This window comes from Nocardia sp. NPDC050718 (genome assembly GCF_040654235.1).
Classification (GTDB): domain Bacteria; phylum Actinomycetota; class Actinomycetes; order Mycobacteriales; family Mycobacteriaceae; genus Nocardia.
In genome coordinates, this window is sequence record NZ_JBFAHQ010000001.1 from 1,976,602 (window position 1) to 1,996,796 (window position 20,195).

Consider the following 20,195-nt stretch of genomic DNA (forward strand, 5'->3'; position numbering starts at 1 on the left):
CGTGGTGGTCTTCCACGGGCGACGGTAGAGCCGGGCCGGGGCCGCGGCGTCATGCGTTGTGGGTGAACTCGAGCTCGGCGCGCGATCCGCGAACGGTCGCGCGCCGTCTCCTACTTCGGGTCGCGCTCGGGCAGCGGCCGTTCCACGATGTCGGGCCTGCCCAGCGAGGTGCGCACCCGGCGCTTGGCGGCCGAGTAGACCTGCGCGGTCTCGGCGGCGACCACGTCCCAGGCGAAGTCGGCGGTGAGCCGTTCGCGGGCGTTGTAGGCGCGGTCCTGGGCGGTCGCGGGATCGTCGAGGACGGCGCGGGCGGCGTCGACGATGCCGTCCACGTCGGCCGGTTCGAAGGAGGCGCCGGTGACACCGTCGATGACGGCCTCGCCGAGCCCACCCGCGGTGGAGGCGATCAGCGGGACCCCCGCGGCCGCGGCTTCCAGCGCGACGATCCCGAACGGCTCGTACCGGCTCGGCAGCACGATGGCGTCCGCGCCGTGCAGCCAGCCCAGCAGCTCGGAGTGCCCGAGACTGCCGACGAACTGCACCGCCCTGGCGACGCGATGCACGCGCGCCCGCTCGCGCAGCCAGTCGAACTGGGTGCCGACACCGGCCACGGTCAGCGTGGTCCCTGGATGCGCGCGCCGGATGCGGGGCAGCGCCGCGATCGCGTCCTGCACGCCCTTCTCGTATTCGAGCCTGCCCACGTAGAGCAGCTTCGGCGGGCCGGAGCGTGGCGCGCGCGGCCGGAAGGTCCACGCGCCGACGTCGATGCCGTTGCGGATCACCGTGATCGGCGCGAGCTCGGGCCCGTAGAGCCGTTCCACCTCGTCCTGCATGGAGGTCGAGCAGGTGATCAGCTGATCGGCCTCGTTGGTCAGCCACCACTCCACCGAGTGGACCTGCTTGTTGACCCGCCCGGACACCCAGCCGCTGTGCCGACCCGCCTCGGTGGCGTGGATGGTCGCCACCAGCGGCACGTCGTAGTACTCGGCGAGCGCGATGGACGGGTGCGCGACGAGCCAGTCGTGCGCGTGCACCACATCGGGCGTCCAGCCCTCGCCGACGCCCGGCTTGCCCAGGGCGACACCGGCGCGGACCATCGCGTGCCCCATCGCCAGGGTCCAGGCGAGCATGTCCTCGCCGAAGTCGAAGCAGGGCGGGTCCTCGGCCACCGCGACGACGAGCACGCCGTCGGCGATGTAGGAGTGCGTGGGGTGGGTGATCGAGTCGGTGCCCGTCGGCCTGCGTGCCAGCACCACGACCTCGTGACCGGCCGCGGCCAGCTCCACCGCCAGGTGATGGACATGTCGACCGAGCCCGCCGACCACGACCGGCGGGTACTCCCACGACACCATCAAAATCTTCATGCGAATCCTTCAGCGGCGGCCGACGGGACAGCGGTCGGCAACCGCCGCGCGTCCAGACCTGGGAAGAATCCGTCGGCCAGGCTCCATCCTGCCGCGAGACGGGCCGCTTTGGCGAACTGGCCGGCCCCGATGGCCTCGGCGAGTTCGCGCACGGCGTGCGCGTGCTCGTGTGCCCGATCGCGGGCGTACCCGGCGGCGGAGTCCTTGGAGACCATGAAGGCCCAGTCGCTGGAGACGGTGAGGATCGCCTCGCGCAGCAACTGGTCGGCGACCGGATCGCGCAGCGAACCGTCGCGGCCGACCTTGTCGAGGGTGTCCAGCGCGAGCCGGACGACGTCGGCGTTGAGCGCGACGAGGTCGGCGACCTGGTCGCCCGCCCACACCCGCCAGTCCTTGCCCGAGCCCCACGACGAGTCGTTGAGCTGCACGGGTTCGCCGACGAAGCCGTTGTCGCGGGCGTCGGCGAGGGTGCCGACGGTGACGCCCGCCTCGGGCAGCGCGCGCAGCACCTGCTCGAGCCACTCGGGCCCCTCGTGCCACCAGTGCCCGAATAGCTCGGTGTCGAAGGCGGCCACCACGAGGGCGGGCCTGCCGATCCGCGCGGACTCCTCGATCAGCCGCGCGCGCACGGTCTCGACGAAGTCGGCGACGTCGCGGGTGATGGCGGTGGCGGCCAATTCCGGATCGTAAGGGGCCTTGTCAGGACCGGCGACGGTCTTGCCGGTCACCCGGGACGGTTTCAGGCCGGTCGCGTGGTCGTAGTGGTGGAAATCGCGGTAGGCGCTCTGGCCCGGGTAGCCCTGCTTCGGCGACCAGACCCGGTAGCTCACCTGGAGATCGCGGCCGAACGCGAGCACGTCGGCGTCGCGGACCGGCCTGCCGAGGGTGGTGTCGCCGCGCAGCGACGGGCCGTCGACCATGAAATGCGTCACACCCGCGGCGTCGTAGTTACGCTCCATTCCGGGGGTGTAGCCGCACTCGGGCGCCCAGATACCGGTGGGCGTTGTCCCCCAGCGCAGGCGCGCGTCGGCCAGGCCCTCGGTGAGCTGGAACTGGCGCAGCCGCTCGTCGAGCAGCGGCTGGAACGGGTGCGCCAGCGGGCCGCCGAGCAGTTCGATCGAGTCGGCGTCGATGAGCGAGCGCCACACCGGCGCGCTGCCGTGCCGCCAGTCCCGCTCGAATTCGGCCAGCGCCGTCGCGGCCAGCCGGTGTTCGTGCCTGCCCAGCGCCACATTGCCCGACATCGACGCCTCGTCGGCGCGCAACTGCCAGTTGCCCAGCCAGTGGTGCATGCCGGCCAGGCAGTGCGGATCGTCGAGCTGGGCGGCCAGCACCGGGGTGATGCCCAGGCTCAGCAGATGCGTACGGCCTTCGGCCGCAAGGTTTTTCAGGACCCGGACCACGGGCAGGTACGACGCGGCCCAGGACTGGTAGAGCCATTCCTCGCCGACCGGCCAGCGTCCGTGATGGGCCAGCCAGGGGAGGTGGGAGTGCAGAACGAGCGTGAACTGGCCTGGAACGTTCAACGCCTCGCCTTTTCGGCGATCGCGACCAGGTCCAGGCTCGCGTCGATCTCCCCGGCCCGCAGGTCGAAATCGTCGATGGTGACGGCGGCGACGTCGGCGGTCAGGTCGGCGGGCCACGGCTCACCGGCCAGCGCGCGCTCGATCTGGGCGTCGATGAACGACCCACCGTGCTTGGCGTCCAAGGCTTTCAGGCTCGTGCCGTGGTGCACGCCGAGCATCTCCGCGACCGTGAAACCGGCCTCGATCAGCAGCTCGGTCAGCTCGTCGGCATTGAGTTCGCGGGTGTGGAACGGGTTGAGCGGGGTGTCGCGACCGGGGGAGAAGGTGATCCGGTTCGGGGTGCTGATCAGCAGCTGCCCGCCCGGGCGCAGCACCCGCAGGCACTCGCGCAGGAACTGCGCCTGGTCCCAAAGGTGTTCGATGACCTGGAAATTCACGACCACATCGACGGATTCGTCGTCGAGCGGCAGCTCGGCCAGATTGCCCTGGATCATCTCGACCCGCGGGTAGCGCGCGCGCACGTGCGCGACGGCGCCGTCGTCGTAGTCCACGCCGACGACACGCGCGGCCACGCCGGCGATCATGTCGGCGCCGTAGCCCTCGCCCGAACCCGCCTCGAGCACGGTCTTGCCGGTGCAACGGTCGAGCAGGCGGGCGTAGGCGATCTCGTGCCGACGGAACCAGTAGTTCTCCTCGGCGATGCCGGGCACGGTCCGCTCACCGGTCAGCGGCAGTGGTTCATGTGTGTCGGCCACAGGTGCGGCAGGGATCACAGCCTCGCTCATTTCTCCGACGTTACTGGTACCGCCGGTTCCCGCAGGAGTCAGGGACCGGTTGGGAACCCCTTGTGCATGTAGGTTACCCACGAGTAACTTAGCGTAGGGTAGTGTTCCGCTCTGAGCTACTCACACGGACGTACGGCCCAGCTCGTGCGGCCACCACACACGTGTATCCAGAAGGAGGTCGACGAAGACCGATGCCGAACATCGTCGTACTCATCAAGCAGGTTCCCGACACCTGGTCCGAGCGCAAGCTGACCGATGGTGACTACACCCTCGACCGCGAGGCCGCCGACGCCGTCCTCGACGAGATCAACGAGCGCGCCGTCGAGGAAGCGCTGCTGATCAAGGAGGCGCAGGGCGGCGAGGTCACCGTGCTGGCCGCCGGTCCGGATCGCGCCACCGAGGCCATCCGCAAGGCGCTGTCCATGGGTGCCGACAAGGCCATCCACATCAACGACCCGGCGATCCACGGCTCCGACGCCGTGCAGACCGCGTGGGTGCTGGCCGGCGCGCTGGGCCAGGTCGAGGGCGTCGAGCTGGTCATCGCCGGCAACGAGGCCACCGACGGTCGCGCGGGTGCCGTGCCGGCGATCATCGCCGAGTACCTGGGCATCCCGCAGCTGACGCACCTGCGCAAGCTGACCGTCGACGGCGACAAGATCACCGGCGAGCGCGAGACCGACGAGGGCGTGTTCAAGCTCGAGGCCTCCCTGCCCGCGATCGTCTCGGTCACCGAGAAGATCAACGAGCCGCGCTTCCCGTCCTTCAAGGGCATCATGGCCGCGAAGAAGAAGGAAGTTCAGGTCTTCACCCTGGCCGACCTGGGCATCGACCCGTCGACCGTGGGCGTCGCCAACGCCGGCACCCAGGTCACCGGCTCCACCCCGAAGCCTGCCCGTACCGCGGGCGAGAAGATCGCGGACGAGGGCGAGGGCGGCAACCAGATCGCCACCTACCTCATCGGTCAGAAGATCATCTGATCCGGCCCCGTCCGAGACTTCGAAGGAGAAAGAACAATGGCTGAAGTACTTGTGCTCGTCGAGCACGCCGACGGTGCCGTGAAGAAGGTCAGCACCGAACTGCTCACCGCCGCCCGCACCCTGGGCGAGCCCGCCGCGGTCGTCACCGGCCCGGCCGGTACCGCCGAGAAGCTGGCCTCCGCGCTGGCCGCCGCCGGTGCCGAGAAGATCTACGTCGCCGAGTCCGACGACGTCGACGGCTTCCTGGTCACCCCGAAGGTCGACGTGCTCGCCGGTCTGGTCGAGTCCGCCTCGCCCGCCGCCGTGCTGGTCGCCGCCACCGCCGAGGGCAAGGAGGTGTCGGGCCGCCTCGCCGCGCGCATCGGCTCCGGCCTGCTCGTCGACGTCATCGGCGTCAACGCCGACGGCTCGGCCGTGCACTCCATCTTCGGTGGCGCGTTCACCGTCGACGCCAAGGCCACCGGTGACGTGCCGGTGATCTCGATCCGTCCGGGCGCCATCGAGGCGGCCGCCCAGGCCGGCGCTGGCGAGCAGGTCGCCGTCGCGGTTCCCGCCCAGGAAGAGGGCGTCGTCAAGGTCGTCTCGCGTGAGCCGATCGTGGGCGGCGACCGTCCGGAGCTCACCGAGGCCGGCATCGTCGTCTCCGGTGGCCGTGGTGTCGGTTCCGCCGACAACTTCGCGGTCGTCGAGGCGCTGGCCGACTCGCTCGGTGCCGCCGTCGGCGCCTCGCGTGCCGCCGTCGACTCGGGCTACTACCCGGGCCAGTTCCAGGTCGGTCAGACCGGTAAGACGGTCTCCCCGCAGCTCTACATCGCCCTCGGCATCTCCGGCGCCATCCAGCACCGCGCCGGCATGCAGACCTCGAAGACCATCGTCGCGGTCAACAAGGACGAAGAGGCCCCGATCTTCGAGATCGCGGACTACGGCATCGTGGGCGACCTGTTCAACGTCGCCCCGCAGCTGACCGAGGCCGTGAAGTCCCACAAGGGCTGACGCTTCGAGCGCTGAGCGCGGCCCCGTCCGGTTCTCCGGGCGGGGCCGCTTGCGTCGCACGAGACGGTGTCGTCGCTGCGTAGCATGGGTGAATGGTCATGACGAGGATCGACCGCCCCGATCTGCCCGAGTCGATGACATGGGAAGAGCTGGAGAAGCTACCCGAGGAGATCGCCGCCCAGATCGAGTTGTGGAACGGGCGAGTCGTGTGGATGCGGCGCGGGCCGGGTGAACATCAGACGGCGATGCGTCGTTTCACCAACGAAATCGAACGTTGCGCACGGCAGGTCGCGTCCACGGATCCGCAGCGCTGTTGGCGAGTGAACCTCGAGACGAACGTCTTCTTCGGCCAGACCGGCAAGTCCGACTTCGTCACCCCGGACTTCCTCGTACACCGCTGTCTGACCCCGGGCGCAGACGTCCGTGCTGCCGACACGGTGCTGGTGGGCGAGGTCCTGTCGCCGTCGAATACCCCTTCCGAGATCGAAGCGAAGAAGGCCCGCTACGCCGGTGCAGGCATTCCGTCGTACTGGGAGGTCGAGCTGCACCAGGATCTCACCGGTATCGCAGCGCTCCGGGTGTACATCCTCGAAATCGGCCACGCCGAGCTCCCACCGGGTGTACGTCCACTACGCCACGCCAACTACCTCCTGGCAGGCCAATGGTCCCCCGACTCCGCGACCGGCATCTCGTTCCCCTACCCCTTCGCCATCGAGATCGACTGGGCCGCACTGGCATTCTGATCAGCCGCCGCCGAATCGGCGATACGCTGTGGCCGTGGGGATCCAATGGTATGGCTGGTATCGGCGCGAGTTCTTCGATGAGGGTCCGATCGCCGCGCGGGATCGGCTCGCCGACGCGGCGCGAGACGGGCGGTGGGATGTCGTGCTCGAGGTCGCCGACCGCGACCGCAGCATCAATACGACCCGGGTCGGTGGCAGCTCGGGATTCGCGCCGTTGCATCAGGCGGCATGGCACGGCGCGCCGGAGCCGGTGGTCGAACGAATGCTGGAACTGGGAGCTTGGCGCACCTTGCGGACCGCCGATGGTGACACCGCCGCGGACATCGCGGCCGCGCGCGGCCACGACCGGTTGGCCGAGCGGCTCACGCCCTCGTTGATCCGCGAGGTCGATCCGACCGTGCTGGCCCAGCTCGAATGTCAGTTGCACGCCGTGATTCTGGGCCGGGTGCTCGACCTCTGCCGGAAATGCGGGTTCCGGCCGCCGCCGCTGACGCCGCTGCTCGAGTACCCCGGCGCGACGATGTGGGCGGCGATCCCCGGGATGTACGGGGGTTTCGCGATCGAATTCGACGCCGACACCGACGAACTGGATGTGTCGAGTTGGTGGCGGGTGGTGGGCGGCTCGGGCGAACGGCACCGCATTCGTCCGGACGGATTCGAACTCGTCGAGAAGGGGTTCGTCTAGGCCCGGCGGGGCCGTGGTCTCGGGTGACGTCTGCGCCGCCGCCGGATCGGTCAGCGGGGGTCGGGGGTGTGCACCGGCTGGCCGAGGACCATCCATTTCTCGGGGTCGGTGAGGGGCTCGAAGCCGAACTTCTCGTAGAGGGTGTGGGCGTCGGCGGTGGCGAGCATGATGCGGCGGAGGCCGTAGGGGGCGAGGTGGTCGCGGACGGCGGCGATCAGGGCGACGCCGATGCCTTTGCCGCGGACCGCGCGGTCCACGTAGACGTCGCAGAGCCAGGCGAAGGTGGTCCGGTCGGTGACCACCCGGGCATAGGCGACCTGGTCGCCCGAGACACTGTCGTAGATCCCGACATTGAGTGATTCCGCGATCGCGCGGTCCTGGAGCTCGCGGGTGCGACCCATGGCCCAGTACGAGTCGGTGGACAACCAGGTGTGCACGCGGGCGGCGTCGATGCGGGCGGTCTCGGTGGAGACCTCGTAACCGGCGGGGATGTCGGAGAGTGGCGTGGCGGTCATCCGGGCAGAATCGCAGGCCATACACCGCGCTGTCGAGCGGGTTTCGGCTCACCCGGAGGCGCGGGCTGGGCTCGACTCATCGGCGGTGATCGCCGCGTCGGGGACCGGCGTGGCAGGGTGGGGCGGGTGACGACGTTGCCGATCGAAGTGCCGCCGGAGGTCGAGGAGACGGTGCGGGAGGTGTTCGGGGCCGCGGGACAGCGCTGGCTCGACGACCTGCCCGCGCTGGTGGAAAAGCTGTGTGGGACTTGGGAGCTGACGGTGATCGCCCCCGCGTTCGAGGGCGGCACGCACGCCTTCGTCGCCCCGGTGCGCCGCGGCGACGGATCGGTGGCGGTGCTCAAGGTCCCGATGGTCGACGAGGAGAACATCGCGGAGCCGACCGGGCTGTTCTGCTACCGCGGCGACGGTGCCGTGACGCTGTACCGGTTCGACGCCGACAGCGGCGCGATGCTGATGGAGTGGGCACGTCCGGGAGCGCCCTTGCTCGAACAGCCGGGCTTCCCGAGCCTGGAGGGTCGGCCGGAGAACGCGGAGCGGGTTCGCCTGGCGTGCATGATACTTCGCAGGCTGCGCCGGGAGCCGACCGGCGTCCCGGCGGGCTATCCGGCCCTGCCGACCGCGACCGACATGGTGGCCCAGTGGACCGCGCGTCTCCAGCGGCCGGAACCCGAACTGGCCGAGGTACTTCCGGAGGAACTGCGCGAACGGGCCCTGGCGTGGTGCGCGCGCCTCGCCGTGCCTGTCGGCCCCCTGCTCGTCGTGAACCGCGACACCCACCTCGGCAATATCGTCGCCGCCGAACGCGAACCGTGGCTCCTCATCGATCCGAAGCCCTACCTCGGCGAAGCCGCCTTCGACGCGGGCTTCCTGATCATGATCCAGGTCCAGTCCGCACCGACTCCCGAGCACGCCCGCACGGTCGTCGAGACCACGGCCCGCCACCTCGACATCCCCGCCGATCGCGGGCACGCCTGGGCCTTCCTGCGCGCGATCGAGGAGATCATCTGGTCGGTCGAGGACGACGACGAGGACACCCTGCCCCTGCACCTGGCCGTCGCCCACGCACTGGCGGTCCCGCTCGACGACTAGGCGACCATCCGCTACCGCCGGTGCAGGGCGTCGAGCAGGGTGTTGACGATCGGATTCTGGCGGGCGTCCTCGCGCAGGACCGCCGAGACCGGGATGCGCAGGCGGTGGTCGGTGAGGTCGAGGGTGAGCAAGCCCTTGGTGGGGCCCTCGTAGAGGACGGTCCAGGATTCGGGGCGGTTGAGCAGTTCCATGGTGGCGGTGTGGTCGGGCGGGATCGGGGGACCGAAGGTGGGACCGACGGGCAGGTCGGCGAACGCCGAGCGGATGAGGGTGTGCAGCAGGACCTGTTCCTGTTCGGGCGGCAGCAGCAGGGGATAGGGGCTGAGGTCGGCGAGGGTGACGACGCCCTTGCCCGCCAGTGGGTGACTGCTGGAGATCGCGATCACCAGGTCCTCCACCCAGAGCTGTTCCACCGCCAGCCCGGGCTGGTCCACACTGCCGCGGATCAGCGCCAGATCGCAGTCACCGTCGGCCACGGCGGTGATCCGCTGCCGGAACGGTTTGATGACGTATTCGATCTCGGCGTCGGGGTGGGCGGCGCGGGCGGCGGCGATCGCGGACAGCGAGCGCGCCGCGAACGACATGTTGGCGGCCAGGCGGATGCGCGGGCCGGTGGTGCGCACGGCGGCGCGGATCGCGGACTCCAGGCTCAGCATCTGCTTGGCCAGCGGCAGCAGCCGCAGGGTGGCGTCGGTGGGGACGACGGCGCGGGTCGTGCGCTCGAACAGCTGCGCGCCGAGGTCACGTTCGAGTCTCGCGATCTGGTGGCTGATCGCGGATTGGGAGATGAAGCAGCGGCTCGCGGCACGGCTGAAACTGAGCTCCTCACACACCGCGACGAAGTACGCCAGCTGGCGAAGTTCCACCAGGTCCCTCCTATTGATTAGTTATACAGATAAGAGTCATCTTCAGTATGCGCCCAAACACTGGAAACATCTGCGTTCCGCATCGCGTTTACTCATATGAAAGGACTCATTACCGATCTTGGAGCGCGCGATCATGGAACACACGGATGTCGTCATCGTCGGTTCGGGCTTCGGCGGACTCGCCGCGGCCAAGCAACTGAGCAAGTCACGAATCAACTACGTCCTGATCTCGAGCACGCCCGAGCACCTGTTCCAGCCGCTGCTCTACCAGGTGGCCACCGGCGTGCTGGCGCCCGAGGAGATCGCGCCGCCGATCAAGAACGTACTGCGCCGCCACCCCGAGGCCGACGTCCGGCTCGGCAAGGTCACCGCGATCGACGCCGAGGCCGCCGTGCTCACCTACGAGACCGCCGAGGGTACTCGCCAGATCAGCTACGGCTCGCTGATCGCGGCCACCGGCGCCAGCCAGAGCTACTTCGGCCGCGACGACTTCGCCGACAAGACCTTCTCGCTCAAGACCATCGACGACGCCCAGCGGCTGCGCGACCAGATCGCCTCGGTGTTCGCCGCGGCGCAGGGCGCCGACGAGGCGACCCGGCGCAGGCTGCTCAGCTTCGTCGTGGTCGGCGCGGGCGCGACCGGCGTCGAGGTGGCGGGCCAGATCAAGGAGCTCGCCAAGCGCCACTTCCACCAGGAGGTCTCGGTGACCCTGGTCGAGGGCGCGGGCGCCGTGCTGCCCCCGTTCGGCGGCGGACTCTCGGAGTACGCGAAGCGCTCGCTGACCGACAGCGGCGTCGAGGTGCTGCTCGGCACCTTCGTCACCGATATCGACGAGGGCAAGGTGACGGTCAAGGACGCCGAGGGCATCGAGCGCGGTATCGCCGCCGAGACTGTGGTGTGGTCGGCCGGTGTGCAGGCGGGCGGGTTCGCGGCGCTGCTGGCCGAGGCCACCGGCGCCGAGACCGACCGCGCGGGCCGGCTGCTGATCAACCCGGACCTGACCGTAGGCGGCCACGCCGACATCTACGCCATCGGCGACATGACCTCGCTCAACGGCTACCCCGGCCAGTCGCCGGTCGCCATGCAGGAGGGCCGCCACGCCGCCGACATCATCCGGCGCAAGAAGGACGCGGGCACGCCGTTCGTCTACTGGGACAAGGGCAGCATGGCGGTGATCAGCCGCTTCAGCGCCGTCGTGAAGCTCAACGACCGGGTCAGCTTCCGCGGCACCATCGCCTGGGCGATGTGGCTGGCCGTGCACCTGATGTATCTGGTCGGCTTCCGCAACCGCTTCGCCGCGGTCGCCTCGTGGCTGGTGGCCTTCATCGGCACCGCCCGCCCCGGCTTCGACGAGGCCGAGCGGACCGCGAAGAGCACCGAACCGGCGCGCTCGGCCGCCTGAGCACCCCGCGATCGGCCCGCTGTCACACGGCGGGCCGATCGTCGTTCCGGGGCATCGGAATGCGGGTCGCCAGGCCGGGTCGCGCGGCCCGATCCGGCCCCGAAACCGGCCTCTTCGGCTAGAAACCCGCAGGTGGGCGAACGCTGAGCAGCGCATCGGTGAACGCGCGGTGTGACGGGTGTCTCGTTCACCGAACGGGCATCGACACGACACCGATGTGTCGCTCCGATGCCAGCTCGGACTGGCTTCATCAGCGGTATGACAATTTCGTCCGTGTTGACCGCGCCGGCGCCGGACTCCGGGGTGGGGAAGTCTCGGTACAGTCTGGTCGTCGCGTCCGATGCCGAGCACAGGGAGGCCGCGCAGCGGCTCCGATTCCAGGTCTTCGCCTCCGAGCCCGGGTTCCGGATGCCCGACAACGGGACCGGCCTCGACGCCGACCGGTTCGACGAGCACTGCGACCACCTGCTGGTCCGTGACGAATTCACCGAGCAGTTCGTCGGCTGCTACCGGATGCTGCCGCCGGACAAGGTGACCGCCGCGGGCGGGTACTACACGGCGACCGAGTTCGATCTCACCCAGCTCGACCCGACCGGGCACCGGATCGTCGAGATGGGCCGGGCCTGCGTGGTTCCCGACCACCGCAACGGCTCGGTGCTCACCCTGATGTGGGCGGGCATCCTGCACTACATCCAGCTCACCGGTTACGACTGGGTGATGGGCTGTGTCTCGGTGCCGATGCAGGACGGCCCCGAGGATCCCGCCGGGGTGAATGTGCGCGGCGTGCGCGACATGCTCCTGGGCAGGCACGCGTGCGACCCCGAGCGGCGCGTGCACCCGTACCGGCCGGTCGTCGTCGACGGTGTCGCGCTCGACGAGATGACCCCGCCGAGCCGCCCCAAGCTCCCGCCGCTGCTGCGCGGCTACCTGCGCCTGGGCGCCGAGATCTGCGGCGAACCGGCCCACGACCCCGACTTCGCCGTCGCCGACTTCGTCGCGTTGCTCGGCCTGGAAACCATCAACACCCGGTATCTGGAGCGGCTGCAGAGCGCGGCCGCCAATTTCGACGGGAAGTAACCATCATGGTGTTCGACGCGCCGCCCGCCACTCACTCGCACTCGTGGATGCCGTCGAGCCCCTGTGGTTCACGCTGCATCGAACCGATCGACGAGGTCGGTACCGCCAGGATGATCGCCCGGCTGGCCGGGATCATCGGCCTGGTGTTCAGTTTCCCCGTGCTGACCGCGGCCACGCCGAAGTCCCGCCGGGAGAACCTGCAGCGCCGGTACGCCCGCGCCGCGCTCGGCTGCCTGGGGATGCGGCTGCGCATCGTCGACAACCGCTCGGCCGAGCAGGGCGCGTCGACGGCGGGCTTCGCCGATCCGGGTACCCCGGTGATGGTGGTGACCGGGCACATCGGCTGGGCCGACGTGGTCGCGCTGGCCGCGGTGCAGCCGGTCGGCTTCGTCGCCAGGGCCGACATGGTCGACTGGCCGGTGCTGGGCAAGCTCGCCCAGCTCACCCGGGTGATCCCGATCGAGCGGGCCCGCCTGCGCGAGCTGCCCGGTGTGGTCGGCCAGGTCGGGCAGCGGCTGGCCGAGGGCAATCGGATCGCGGTCTTCCCGGAGGGCACCACCTGGTGCGGCCGGGCCTACGGCTCGATGCGCCCGGCCATGTTCCAGGCCGCGATCGACACCACCACCCCCGTGCAGCCGGTCCGGCTGCGCTATCTCGACCGGCACGGAGTGCCGTGCACGGTGCCCGGTTTCGTCGGCGAGGACACCTTCGCCGATTCGGCGAAGCGGGTGCTGCGCAGCCGCGGCATGGTCGTCGAGATCTCGCTCGAGCCGCTCGAGCACCCCGGCCTGGATCGCCGTGATCTCGCCCGACGGTGCGAGGCGGCCGTGCGCGGCACCGACCGCTCCCGGCACGGCGTGCTCGACACCGAGTGGATCGAAGCGGGCAACACCCGCGTGCAGGATCCGTCGGTCGATCAGCAGGCGACGGAGAAAGTTTCCGCTACCGCCTGGTAACCGAAACTCGGTCCCATTCACCTCTACCGGAGATCGCGCTCGCGGTCTCCGGTAGAGGTGTTCGCGCGTTTCGGATTGCGGAGAATTCGCAGGTCCGTGCCCGGCGGTGGGTGTGCCCGAAAAGTGAAACATTCGTGTCCGCAGCGAAAGTCGTTCGCACAGCATATGACCTGCGTATGACGTGGATTACATACTGGGCAGTTGGCTATACCCATCTGTTGTGAGCTGAAACCTCTACATTGCCGCTGCGCCGAAATTGATGAGATATTTGCGGTACCGTCACGCAGGATTTTCCCGATACCCCCGGTGTAGCCGAGAGTCCAGGCGACATTCGACAGTTCGATCGCAGGGGTGATCGATGGTGAAGGGAAGCATTACCGGTGACCGAGCAAGCTTCTGGCGTACGTCGTCCCGCCGCGCGCCGCGGCCGTCGATCGCCGGTGTCCACCCTGCCCCGATTGCTGATGGCCGCCGTCGAACGCGCGCCGGAGGCTCCCGCGCTGAGCCTGGCCGGGCGCGTGCTCACCTACACCGAACTCGACCAGCAGTCCTCGCAGCTGGCCCGGGTACTGATCGGGCGCGGCGTCGGCCCCGGTGACCGGGTGGTCCTGGCGCTCACCCGCTCGATCGAGTCGATGGTGGCGCTGTGGGCGGTGGCCAAGACCGGTGCCGCGTTCGTGCCCGTCGACCCGCGCTACCCGGCCGAACGGGTCGCGCACATGCTCGCCGACTCCGGCGCCGGATTCGGCGTCGCGCTGGCCGCCGACGCCGACCGGCTCGACGCCCGATTGCGCTGGCTGGCGCTGGATTCCGCCGCCTGCCGCGCCGAGCTCGAACACGCCTCGGACGCCCCGGTGGTCGCCACCGACCGCACTCGCAGGCTGTTCGGCGAGGACATCGCCTACATCATCTACACCTCCGGCTCGACCGGCGTGCCGAAGGGCGTCGCCGTCACCCACACCGGCCTGGCCGGCCTGTGCGCCGAGCAGATCCGCCGCTTCCGGATCACCGGGGCGTCCCGCACGCTGCACTTCGCCTCGCCCAGCTTCGACGCCAGCATCCTGGAACTGCTCCTCGCCATCGGCGCGGGCTCGACGATGGTCATCGCGCCGCCCGACATCTACGGCGGCGACGAACTGACCGACCTGTTGCGCGCCGAACGGGTGACCCACGCCTTCATCACCCCGGCCGCGCTCGCCGGTGTCGACGGATCGGGCCTGCCGGAGCTGGCCGCGATCGTGGTCGGCGGCGAGGCCTGCCCGCCGGAACTGATCGCGCGCTGGTCGCCAGGGCGCAACTTCTACAACCTCTACGGCCCGACCGAGACCACCGTGGCGGCCTCGATCAGCGATCCGCTGGCCCCCGGTGAGCTGATCACCATCGGCGGTCCCATTCCCGGTATGACCGCCGTCGTGCTCGACGCGCGGCTGCGGCCGGTGCCGGACCGCACCCCGGGCGAGCTGTACCTGGCCGGCCCCGGCCTGGCGCGTGGCTACCACGAGCGCGCCGGGCTGACCGCGGCCCGCTTCGTCGCCGACCCGATCACCGGCGGCAGGCTCTACCGCACCGGCGACCTGGTGAAATGGGAGCTCACCGCCGACGGCGATCCCCAGCTGACCTTCCTCGGCCGCACCGACGCCCAGGTCAAACTGCGTGGTTTCCGCATCGAACTGGGCGAGATCGACGCGGTGCTCACCTCCGACGCGTCGGTCCGCTTCGCCACCACCCTGGTGCGGACCCTGCCCAGCGGCGTGGACGCGCTCGTCGCGTACGTCGTGCCCGCGGCGGGCGCCACGGTCGACCCGGTCGCGCTGACCCGCCTGGCCGAGCAGCGGCTCCCCGCGCACGCCGTCCCCGCGGCCATCGTGCCGCTCGAGCGGCTGCCGCTGACCCCGGTCGGCAAGCTCGACTACCGGGCCCTGCCCGAACCCGAGCTGACCGCCCGCGCTTTCGAGGCCCCGCGCACCGGCACCGAGGAGTCGGTCGCCGAGGTCTTCGCCGACCTGCTCGGCGCCGACGCGATCGGCCGCGACGACGACTTCTTCGCCCTCGGTGGCAACTCCCTGCTCGCCACCCGGCTGGCGGGCCGCCTCGGCGCGAGTACCGGCGTGCGGGTGCCCGCACGCACCGTCTTCGAACACGGCACCGTCGCGGCGCTGGCCGCCGCCCTCGACGCGCTCGTCGGCGACGCCGCCGTGCGGGTACCGCTGACCCGGCGCGAGCGCGGCGAGCGGGTCCCGCTCTCGCTCGCGCAGCAGCGCATGTGGTTCATGGCCCGGCTCGACCCCGGTTCCAGCGCGTACAACATCCCGGTCGCGCTGCGCCTTTCGGGCCCGCTCGACTCGGCGGCGCTGACCGCCGCGCTCGACGACGTCCTCGACCGCCACGAGGTCCTGCGCACCGTCTACCCCGAGCACGACGGCCAGGGCTACCAGCGGGTGCTGCCGGTGGCCGAGGCCGGACTAGACGTGGTCGCCACCGCGATCGCCGAGGCCGACCTGCGGATGGAGCTGGCCCGGCTGACCTTCGGCGGCTTCGACGTCTGCGCGCGAGTTCCCGTGCGCGCCGCCCTGTTCCAGCTCTCGGCGACCGAGCACGTGCTCGCCGTGGTGGTGCACCACATCGCCACCGACGGTTTCTCCCTGGCCCCGCTCACCCGCGACCTGATGACCGCCTACGCTGCCCGCACCCACGGCGCGGCGCCGGACTGGGCGCCGCTGCCGGTGCAGTACGCCGACTACACCCTCTGGCAGCAGGAGATGCTCGGCGCGGCCGAGGATGCCGGCTCGCTGCTGGCCCAGCAGCTCGGCTACTGGCGCACCGCGCTCGCGGGCACGCCGACCCTGCTGGAGCTGCCCACCGACCGGCCGCGGCCGCCCGTCGCGGGCAGTCGTGGCGCCGCGCACCACTTCGCGCTCGACGCGTCGCTGCATCAGGCGCTGGAAACCCTGGCGCGCGAACACAACGCGTCGCTGTTCATGGTGGTGCGGGCCGCGCTGTCGGTACTGCTGGCGCGTGTCGCCGGCACCGATGACGTCACCGTCGGCGCACCGGTCGCGGGCCGTGGTGAGCCCGAACTCGACGATCTGGTCGGCATGTTCGTCAACACCGTCGTGCTGCGCACCCGGATCGACGCCGCCGAGCCCTTCACCGCCCTGCTGGATCGGGTCCGCGAGACCGACCTGGCCGCCTTCGCCAACGCCGACGTGCCGTTCGAACGCCTTGTCGCCGAACTGGATCCGCCGCGCACCCAGGCGCACCACCCGCTCTACCAGGTGGCGCTGTCGTTCCAGAACTTCGGCGGCGCCCGGCTGGAACTGCCCGACCTGGTGGTCTCGGCCGTCGACCTGGGCGACGAGGTCGCACCGGTCGACCTGCAGCTGACGGTCGTCCCGCAGGAGGACGCGACGGGCCCCGCCGGATTGCGCTGCTCCTGGCGCTATGCCACCGACCTGTTCGACGAGTCGACGATGGCGCGGCTCGGTCAGCGCCTGGCCGGGCTGCTGGCCGCCGCCGTCGCCGCGCCGCACCGGCCGGTCGGCGATCTGCCGCTGCTGACGGCGGCCGAGCGCGCCGAACCCGCGGGGGACGTGCGGCTGGTGCCGGAAGCGACCCTGGCCGAGGCTGTCCAGACGCAGGCGCTGCTGCGCCCGGACGCGCCCGCGGTCACCTTCGCCGAGACGACACTGACCTACGGCGAACTCGCGAGCCGGATCAACCGGCTGGCCCGGCTGCTCGTCGCCACCGGCGTCGGACCAGGCGCGACCGTGGCGGTCGCGATCCGGCCGTCGATCGACCTGGTCGTGGCCATGTACGCGGTCTTCACGGCCGGTGGCGCCTACGTGCCGATCGACCCGGACGCCCCGGCCGACCGCCGCGCCGACATCCTGTCCGTCGCCCGCCCGGTCTGCGTGCTGACCACGGTGCCCGACACCGTCGACGTCGTCGGACTGCCGGTCGTCTCGGTCGACCTGGTCGCGACATCCGGTGCGCTGTCGGCCTTCCCGGACCGACCGCTGACCGACGCCGACCGGCTCCGCCCGCTGCGCACGCTGGATCTGGCGTACGTCATCTTCACCTCCGGGTCCACCGGCAAGCCCAAGGGCGTCGGGGTGCCGCACTCGGCCATCGTCAACCAGGCGGCGTTCATGGTCGGCGACTACGCGGTGGGCACGAACGACACCGTCCTGCAATCGATTCCGTGGACGTTCGACGCCTCGATGATCGGCTTCGCGACCCCGCTGCGCGCGGGCGCGCACATGATCGTGGCCGCCGCGCACGGACTCACCGACCCGGCGTACCTCGCCGGGCTCGTCGCGCGGCACCGGGTCACCGGCACCACGATCGTGCCGTCCGTGCTGCAGATGCTGCTCGAGGCGGCGCCGTCCGGCACGCTGCGTTCGCTGCGCGCGGTGTGGGTCGGCGGCGAGGCGCTGCCCAACGCCACCATCGCCCGCTTCACCACCGCCACCGCGGGCAGGCTGCACAACCTGTACGGCCCCACCGAGGCGACGGTGTCCATCACCGCCGCCGATGTGACCGAGATCGGCGACGGGATCGTCCCGATCGGCAAGCCGCACTGGAACTCCCGCGCCTACGTCCTCGACGCCCGACTGCAGCCGGTGCCGGTCGGCACGCCCGGTGAGCTGTATCTGGCCGGCGCGCAGCTGGCGCGCGGGTACCTCGGCAGCCCGGACAAGACGACCGAGCGTTTCGTCGCCGATCCGTACGGTCCCGTCGGCGAGCGCATGTACCGCACCGGCGACCTGGTCCGCAGGCTCCCCTCGGGCGACTTGACCTACCTGGGCCGCACCGACGTCCAGCTCAAACTGCACGGCCTGCGCATCGAGCCCGGCGAGATCGAGGCCGCGCTGCGCGCGCATCCGGCCGTCGCCGGCGCCGCGGTGACGGTGCACCACGAACAGCTCGTCGGCTACGTCACCCCGGTGGCGGGCCGGACCGTCGACCTCGCCGACGTGCAGGCGACGATCCGGACCCTGTTGCCGCCGTACATGATTCCGCACCGGCTGCTCGAGCTCGACGAGTTCCCGCTCGGCGCCACCGGCAAGCTCGACCGCAAGGCGTTGCCCGCGCCCCCGGTGGAACTGCGCGAGTACCAGGCGCCGGCGACCGCCGACGAGGAGACCGTGGCGACGGTGTTCGCGCAGGTCCTCGAGCTGGAGCGGGTCGGCCGCGACGACGACTTCTTCGTCCTCGGCGGCACCTCGCTCTCGGCGATCCGGGTGCGCGCCGCGCTGGCCGAGCGCCTCGATATCGAGGTACCGCTGCGGCTGCTGTTCAGCTATCCGCTGGTCAGCGACTTGGCGCTGGCCGTGCGCGACGAGTCATCGGCCTCGGCGGCCGGCCCCGATCCGGCCGCCGACGCCGTCCTCGACCCCGCGATCGACCTCACCGGCTGCGCGCCGCGGCACGCGGGCGACCCGGCGACCCTGCTGCTCACCGGCGCCACCGGCTTCCTCGGCAGCTTCCTGCTGCGCGAACTGCTCGAGCAGACCGAGGCCACCATCCACTGCCTGGTCCGTGCCACCGACGACGCGAGCGCGGTGGACCGGATCGTCGCCACCGCCGCGAAGTACAGCATCGACCTGCGGCCCCACCTGGACCGGATCGTCGGCGTACCAGGTGATCTCGCGCAGCCCCGGCTGGGCATCGAGCCGCGGCGCTTCGCCGAACTGGCCGACCGGATCGACGCGATCTATCACAACGGCGCGCTGGTCAACCACCTCGAGCCGTATGCCCGGATGCGCGAGGCCAATGTCGGCGGCACCACCGAGGTGCTGCGCCTGGCGACGACCACCCGGGTCAAGCCGATCCACTACGTCTCGACGCTGTCGGTGCTGGCCGGTATCCCGCAGGACAGCGGGGTGCCCGGCGGGCTGCCCGGCTACGCGATGACCAAGTGGGTCGCCGAACAGCTGGTGCACACCGCGATCGAGCGCGGTATCCCCGTCGCCGTCTACCGGCCCGGCCTGATCACCGGCGACTCCCGCACCGGCGTCGCCCCGGCCGAGGACGCCTGGTGGACCATGCTGCGCGCGATGCTGGTGCTCGGCGTCGCCGTCGACGTGCGCGCGATCGGGGTCGAGATGGCCCCGGTCGACCATGTCGCGGCGGGCATCGTCCGCCAGTCCCGCGACGCCGCCGCGATCGGCAACATCTATCGCGCGGCGGGCGCCCAGGTGCCGCTGCAGGTGGTCTACGAGGAGATCCTGCGCCGCCACTACCGGTTCGACTTCATCGACCCGATGGAATTCGGCCTGACTCTGACCACCGCCGCCGAACGCGCGGACGCCGACCCGATCCTGGCCCGCGCCTCGGCCCTGAGCGGCAACTACGCCGCCGCGATCGCCGCGGCGACCCCGGCGACGGTGCTGAGCGCGGTCGAATCGGCGGCCCCGGCCGAGCCGTACCGGGGCCTGCCGATCGAGTTCCCCGCGGTCGACGCGACGGTGATCAGCCGCTACTTCGACCACTACATCGCGGTCGGCTTCTTCCCGTCCCCCGGCGCGGACAGCCTGACCCCGGCCTAGCCGGCCGGGAACACCGCGTCGACCTCCACCTCGACCAGCCAGCCCGCGACCGGCAGGCTCGCCACCTCGAGCGCGAACCTGCTCGGCCGCGCGGCATTACGGACCAGGGGAGCCGCCGGGGCGGCGGTGCCGAGCGGCACCAGCTCGGTGTCGCCGGTGTCGAGGTTCGTGTTGGCGAAGAACTGGCGGTAGGCCCGGTTCCAGCCCGCGTAGTCGGCGCGGTCGGTGCCGGGCGCGTTGTCGAGGAACACCCGCATGGTGACCACGTTGTCCAGGCTCAGGCCGCGGGCCTCCAGGTTCTCCCTGATCCTGGCCAGCACCGACATCCCCTGCGCCTCGGTGACGGTCACGCCGGGTGCCAGCTTGCCACCGGCGAATTGCTGAGTGTCGATGAAGGATTCGGGACTGCCCGCGGGCGCCGCGGTGTTGAGCGCGGTCGGTCCGATCCCGCTGGTCTTGTAGACGGCGGCGTCGGCGGCGATCACCACACCCTGCGCGATCATCGGATTGGCCTGTCCCGCTTCCAGAATCGAGGAGCTCGGCGGCTGCTTCGGGGCCTCGGCGGCGTCGGAGTCGGCGGTGCAGCCGGTGAGGGTGAGCGCTACGACGGTCGCCGCAGTCGCACTGATCAGGGTCTTCATGGTCGGTTCTCCTTGTCCGGGA

At 70.7% G+C, this 20,195-nt stretch carries 15 protein-coding genes; 9 read left to right on the forward strand and 6 right to left on the reverse strand.

Annotated features, from left to right (window positions below; all coding sequences use genetic code 11):
• Nucleotides 1–110: 110 nt before the first annotated feature.
• Genes AB0H54_RS08960 through AB0H54_RS08970 form a run of 3 tightly spaced genes read right to left on the reverse strand, consistent with a single transcriptional unit; the run spans nucleotide 111 to nucleotide 3,675 of the window.
• Nucleotides 111–1,364, reverse strand: a complete 1,254-nt coding sequence (locus tag AB0H54_RS08960; RefSeq protein WP_357343957.1) for a glycosyltransferase family 4 protein — start codon at nucleotides 1,362–1,364, stop codon at nucleotides 111–113.
• A complete protein-coding gene (locus AB0H54_RS08965; RefSeq protein ID WP_357343959.1) occupies nucleotides 1,361–2,890 on the reverse strand; it encodes a glycoside hydrolase family 57 protein in 1,530 nt (509 codons plus the stop codon). The genes AB0H54_RS08960 and AB0H54_RS08965 overlap by 4 nt, the downstream gene beginning before the upstream one ends.
• Nucleotides 2,887–3,675, reverse strand: coding sequence for a class I SAM-dependent methyltransferase (locus AB0H54_RS08970; protein WP_357343961.1), 789 nt, complete (start codon nucleotides 3,673–3,675; stop codon nucleotides 2,887–2,889). Before AB0H54_RS08970 ends, AB0H54_RS08965 begins: the two co-directional genes overlap by 4 nt.
• Nucleotides 3,676–3,866: 191 nt before the next feature.
• On the opposite strand from AB0H54_RS08970, the gene AB0H54_RS08975 reads away from it, so the two are divergent.
• From AB0H54_RS08975 to AB0H54_RS08990, 4 genes are all read left to right on the forward strand, one after another.
• Nucleotides 3,867–4,652 carry an electron transfer flavoprotein subunit beta/FixA family protein gene (locus AB0H54_RS08975; RefSeq protein WP_189027240.1) on the forward strand — a complete coding sequence of 262 codons (786 nt, stop codon included), beginning with the start codon at nucleotides 3,867–3,869 and terminating at the stop codon, nucleotides 4,650–4,652.
• A gap of 36 nt (nucleotides 4,653–4,688) precedes the next feature.
• A complete protein-coding gene (locus AB0H54_RS08980) occupies nucleotides 4,689–5,645 on the forward strand; it encodes an electron transfer flavoprotein subunit alpha/FixB family protein (protein ID WP_355282146.1) in 957 nt (318 codons plus the stop codon).
• Nucleotides 5,646–5,737: 92 nt separating this feature from the next.
• Complete coding sequence (locus AB0H54_RS08985; protein ID WP_357343964.1) at nucleotides 5,738–6,388, forward strand: Uma2 family endonuclease; 651 nt, start codon at nucleotides 5,738–5,740, stop codon at nucleotides 6,386–6,388.
• Nucleotides 6,389–6,422: 34 nt separating this feature from the next.
• Nucleotides 6,423–7,073 (forward strand): hypothetical protein, encoded by a 651-nt coding sequence (locus AB0H54_RS08990; RefSeq protein ID WP_357343966.1) that lies wholly within the window; start codon nucleotides 6,423–6,425, stop codon nucleotides 7,071–7,073.
• A gap of 50 nt (nucleotides 7,074–7,123) precedes the next feature.
• Here AB0H54_RS08990 and AB0H54_RS08995 read toward each other — a convergent pair whose 3' ends face one another.
• Complete coding sequence (locus tag AB0H54_RS08995; RefSeq protein ID WP_357343967.1) at nucleotides 7,124–7,588, reverse strand: GNAT family N-acetyltransferase; 465 nt, start codon at nucleotides 7,586–7,588, stop codon at nucleotides 7,124–7,126.
• Nucleotides 7,589–7,714: 126 nt separating this feature from the next.
• Here AB0H54_RS08995 and AB0H54_RS09000 point away from each other — a divergent pair, with 126 nt between their 5' ends.
• The gene (locus AB0H54_RS09000) at nucleotides 7,715–8,680 is read left to right on the forward strand and encodes an aminoglycoside phosphotransferase family protein (RefSeq protein ID WP_357343969.1); all 966 of its coding nucleotides are present in this window, start codon (nucleotides 7,715–7,717) and stop codon (nucleotides 8,678–8,680) included.
• 11 nt (nucleotides 8,681–8,691) lie between these two features.
• Here the strand turns inward: AB0H54_RS09000 and AB0H54_RS09005 are convergent, their stop codons facing one another.
• Nucleotides 8,692–9,546 (reverse strand): LysR family transcriptional regulator, encoded by an 855-nt coding sequence (locus AB0H54_RS09005; protein ID WP_189027249.1) that lies wholly within the window; start codon nucleotides 9,544–9,546, stop codon nucleotides 8,692–8,694.
• A 133-nt stretch (nucleotides 9,547–9,679) separates the two neighbouring features.
• Between AB0H54_RS09005 and AB0H54_RS09010 the strand changes: the two genes are divergently transcribed.
• From AB0H54_RS09010 to AB0H54_RS09025, 4 genes are all read left to right on the forward strand, one after another.
• The gene (locus tag AB0H54_RS09010) at nucleotides 9,680–10,948 is read left to right on the forward strand and encodes an NAD(P)/FAD-dependent oxidoreductase (RefSeq protein ID WP_355282132.1); all 1,269 of its coding nucleotides are present in this window, start codon (nucleotides 9,680–9,682) and stop codon (nucleotides 10,946–10,948) included.
• A 258-nt stretch (nucleotides 10,949–11,206) separates the two neighbouring features.
• Complete coding sequence (locus AB0H54_RS09015) at nucleotides 11,207–12,025, forward strand: GNAT family N-acyltransferase (RefSeq protein ID WP_355284390.1); 819 nt, start codon at nucleotides 11,207–11,209, stop codon at nucleotides 12,023–12,025.
• Nucleotides 12,026–12,030: 5 nt separating this feature from the next.
• Nucleotides 12,031–12,981, forward strand: a complete 951-nt coding sequence (locus AB0H54_RS09020) for a lysophospholipid acyltransferase family protein (protein WP_357343972.1) — start codon at nucleotides 12,031–12,033, stop codon at nucleotides 12,979–12,981.
• Nucleotides 12,982–13,421: 440 nt separating this feature from the next.
• Nucleotides 13,422–19,532 carry an amino acid adenylation domain-containing protein gene (locus tag AB0H54_RS09025; protein ID WP_357343974.1) on the forward strand — a complete coding sequence of 2,037 codons (6,111 nt, stop codon included), beginning with the start codon at nucleotides 13,422–13,424 and terminating at the stop codon, nucleotides 19,530–19,532.
• On the opposite strand, the gene AB0H54_RS09030 is transcribed toward AB0H54_RS09025, so the two are convergent.
• Nucleotides 19,529–20,173, reverse strand: coding sequence for a Rid family hydrolase (locus tag AB0H54_RS09030; protein ID WP_357343976.1), 645 nt, complete (start codon nucleotides 20,171–20,173; stop codon nucleotides 19,529–19,531). The genes AB0H54_RS09025 and AB0H54_RS09030 overlap by 4 nt on opposite strands.
• Nucleotides 20,174–20,195: the final 22 nt, after the last annotated feature.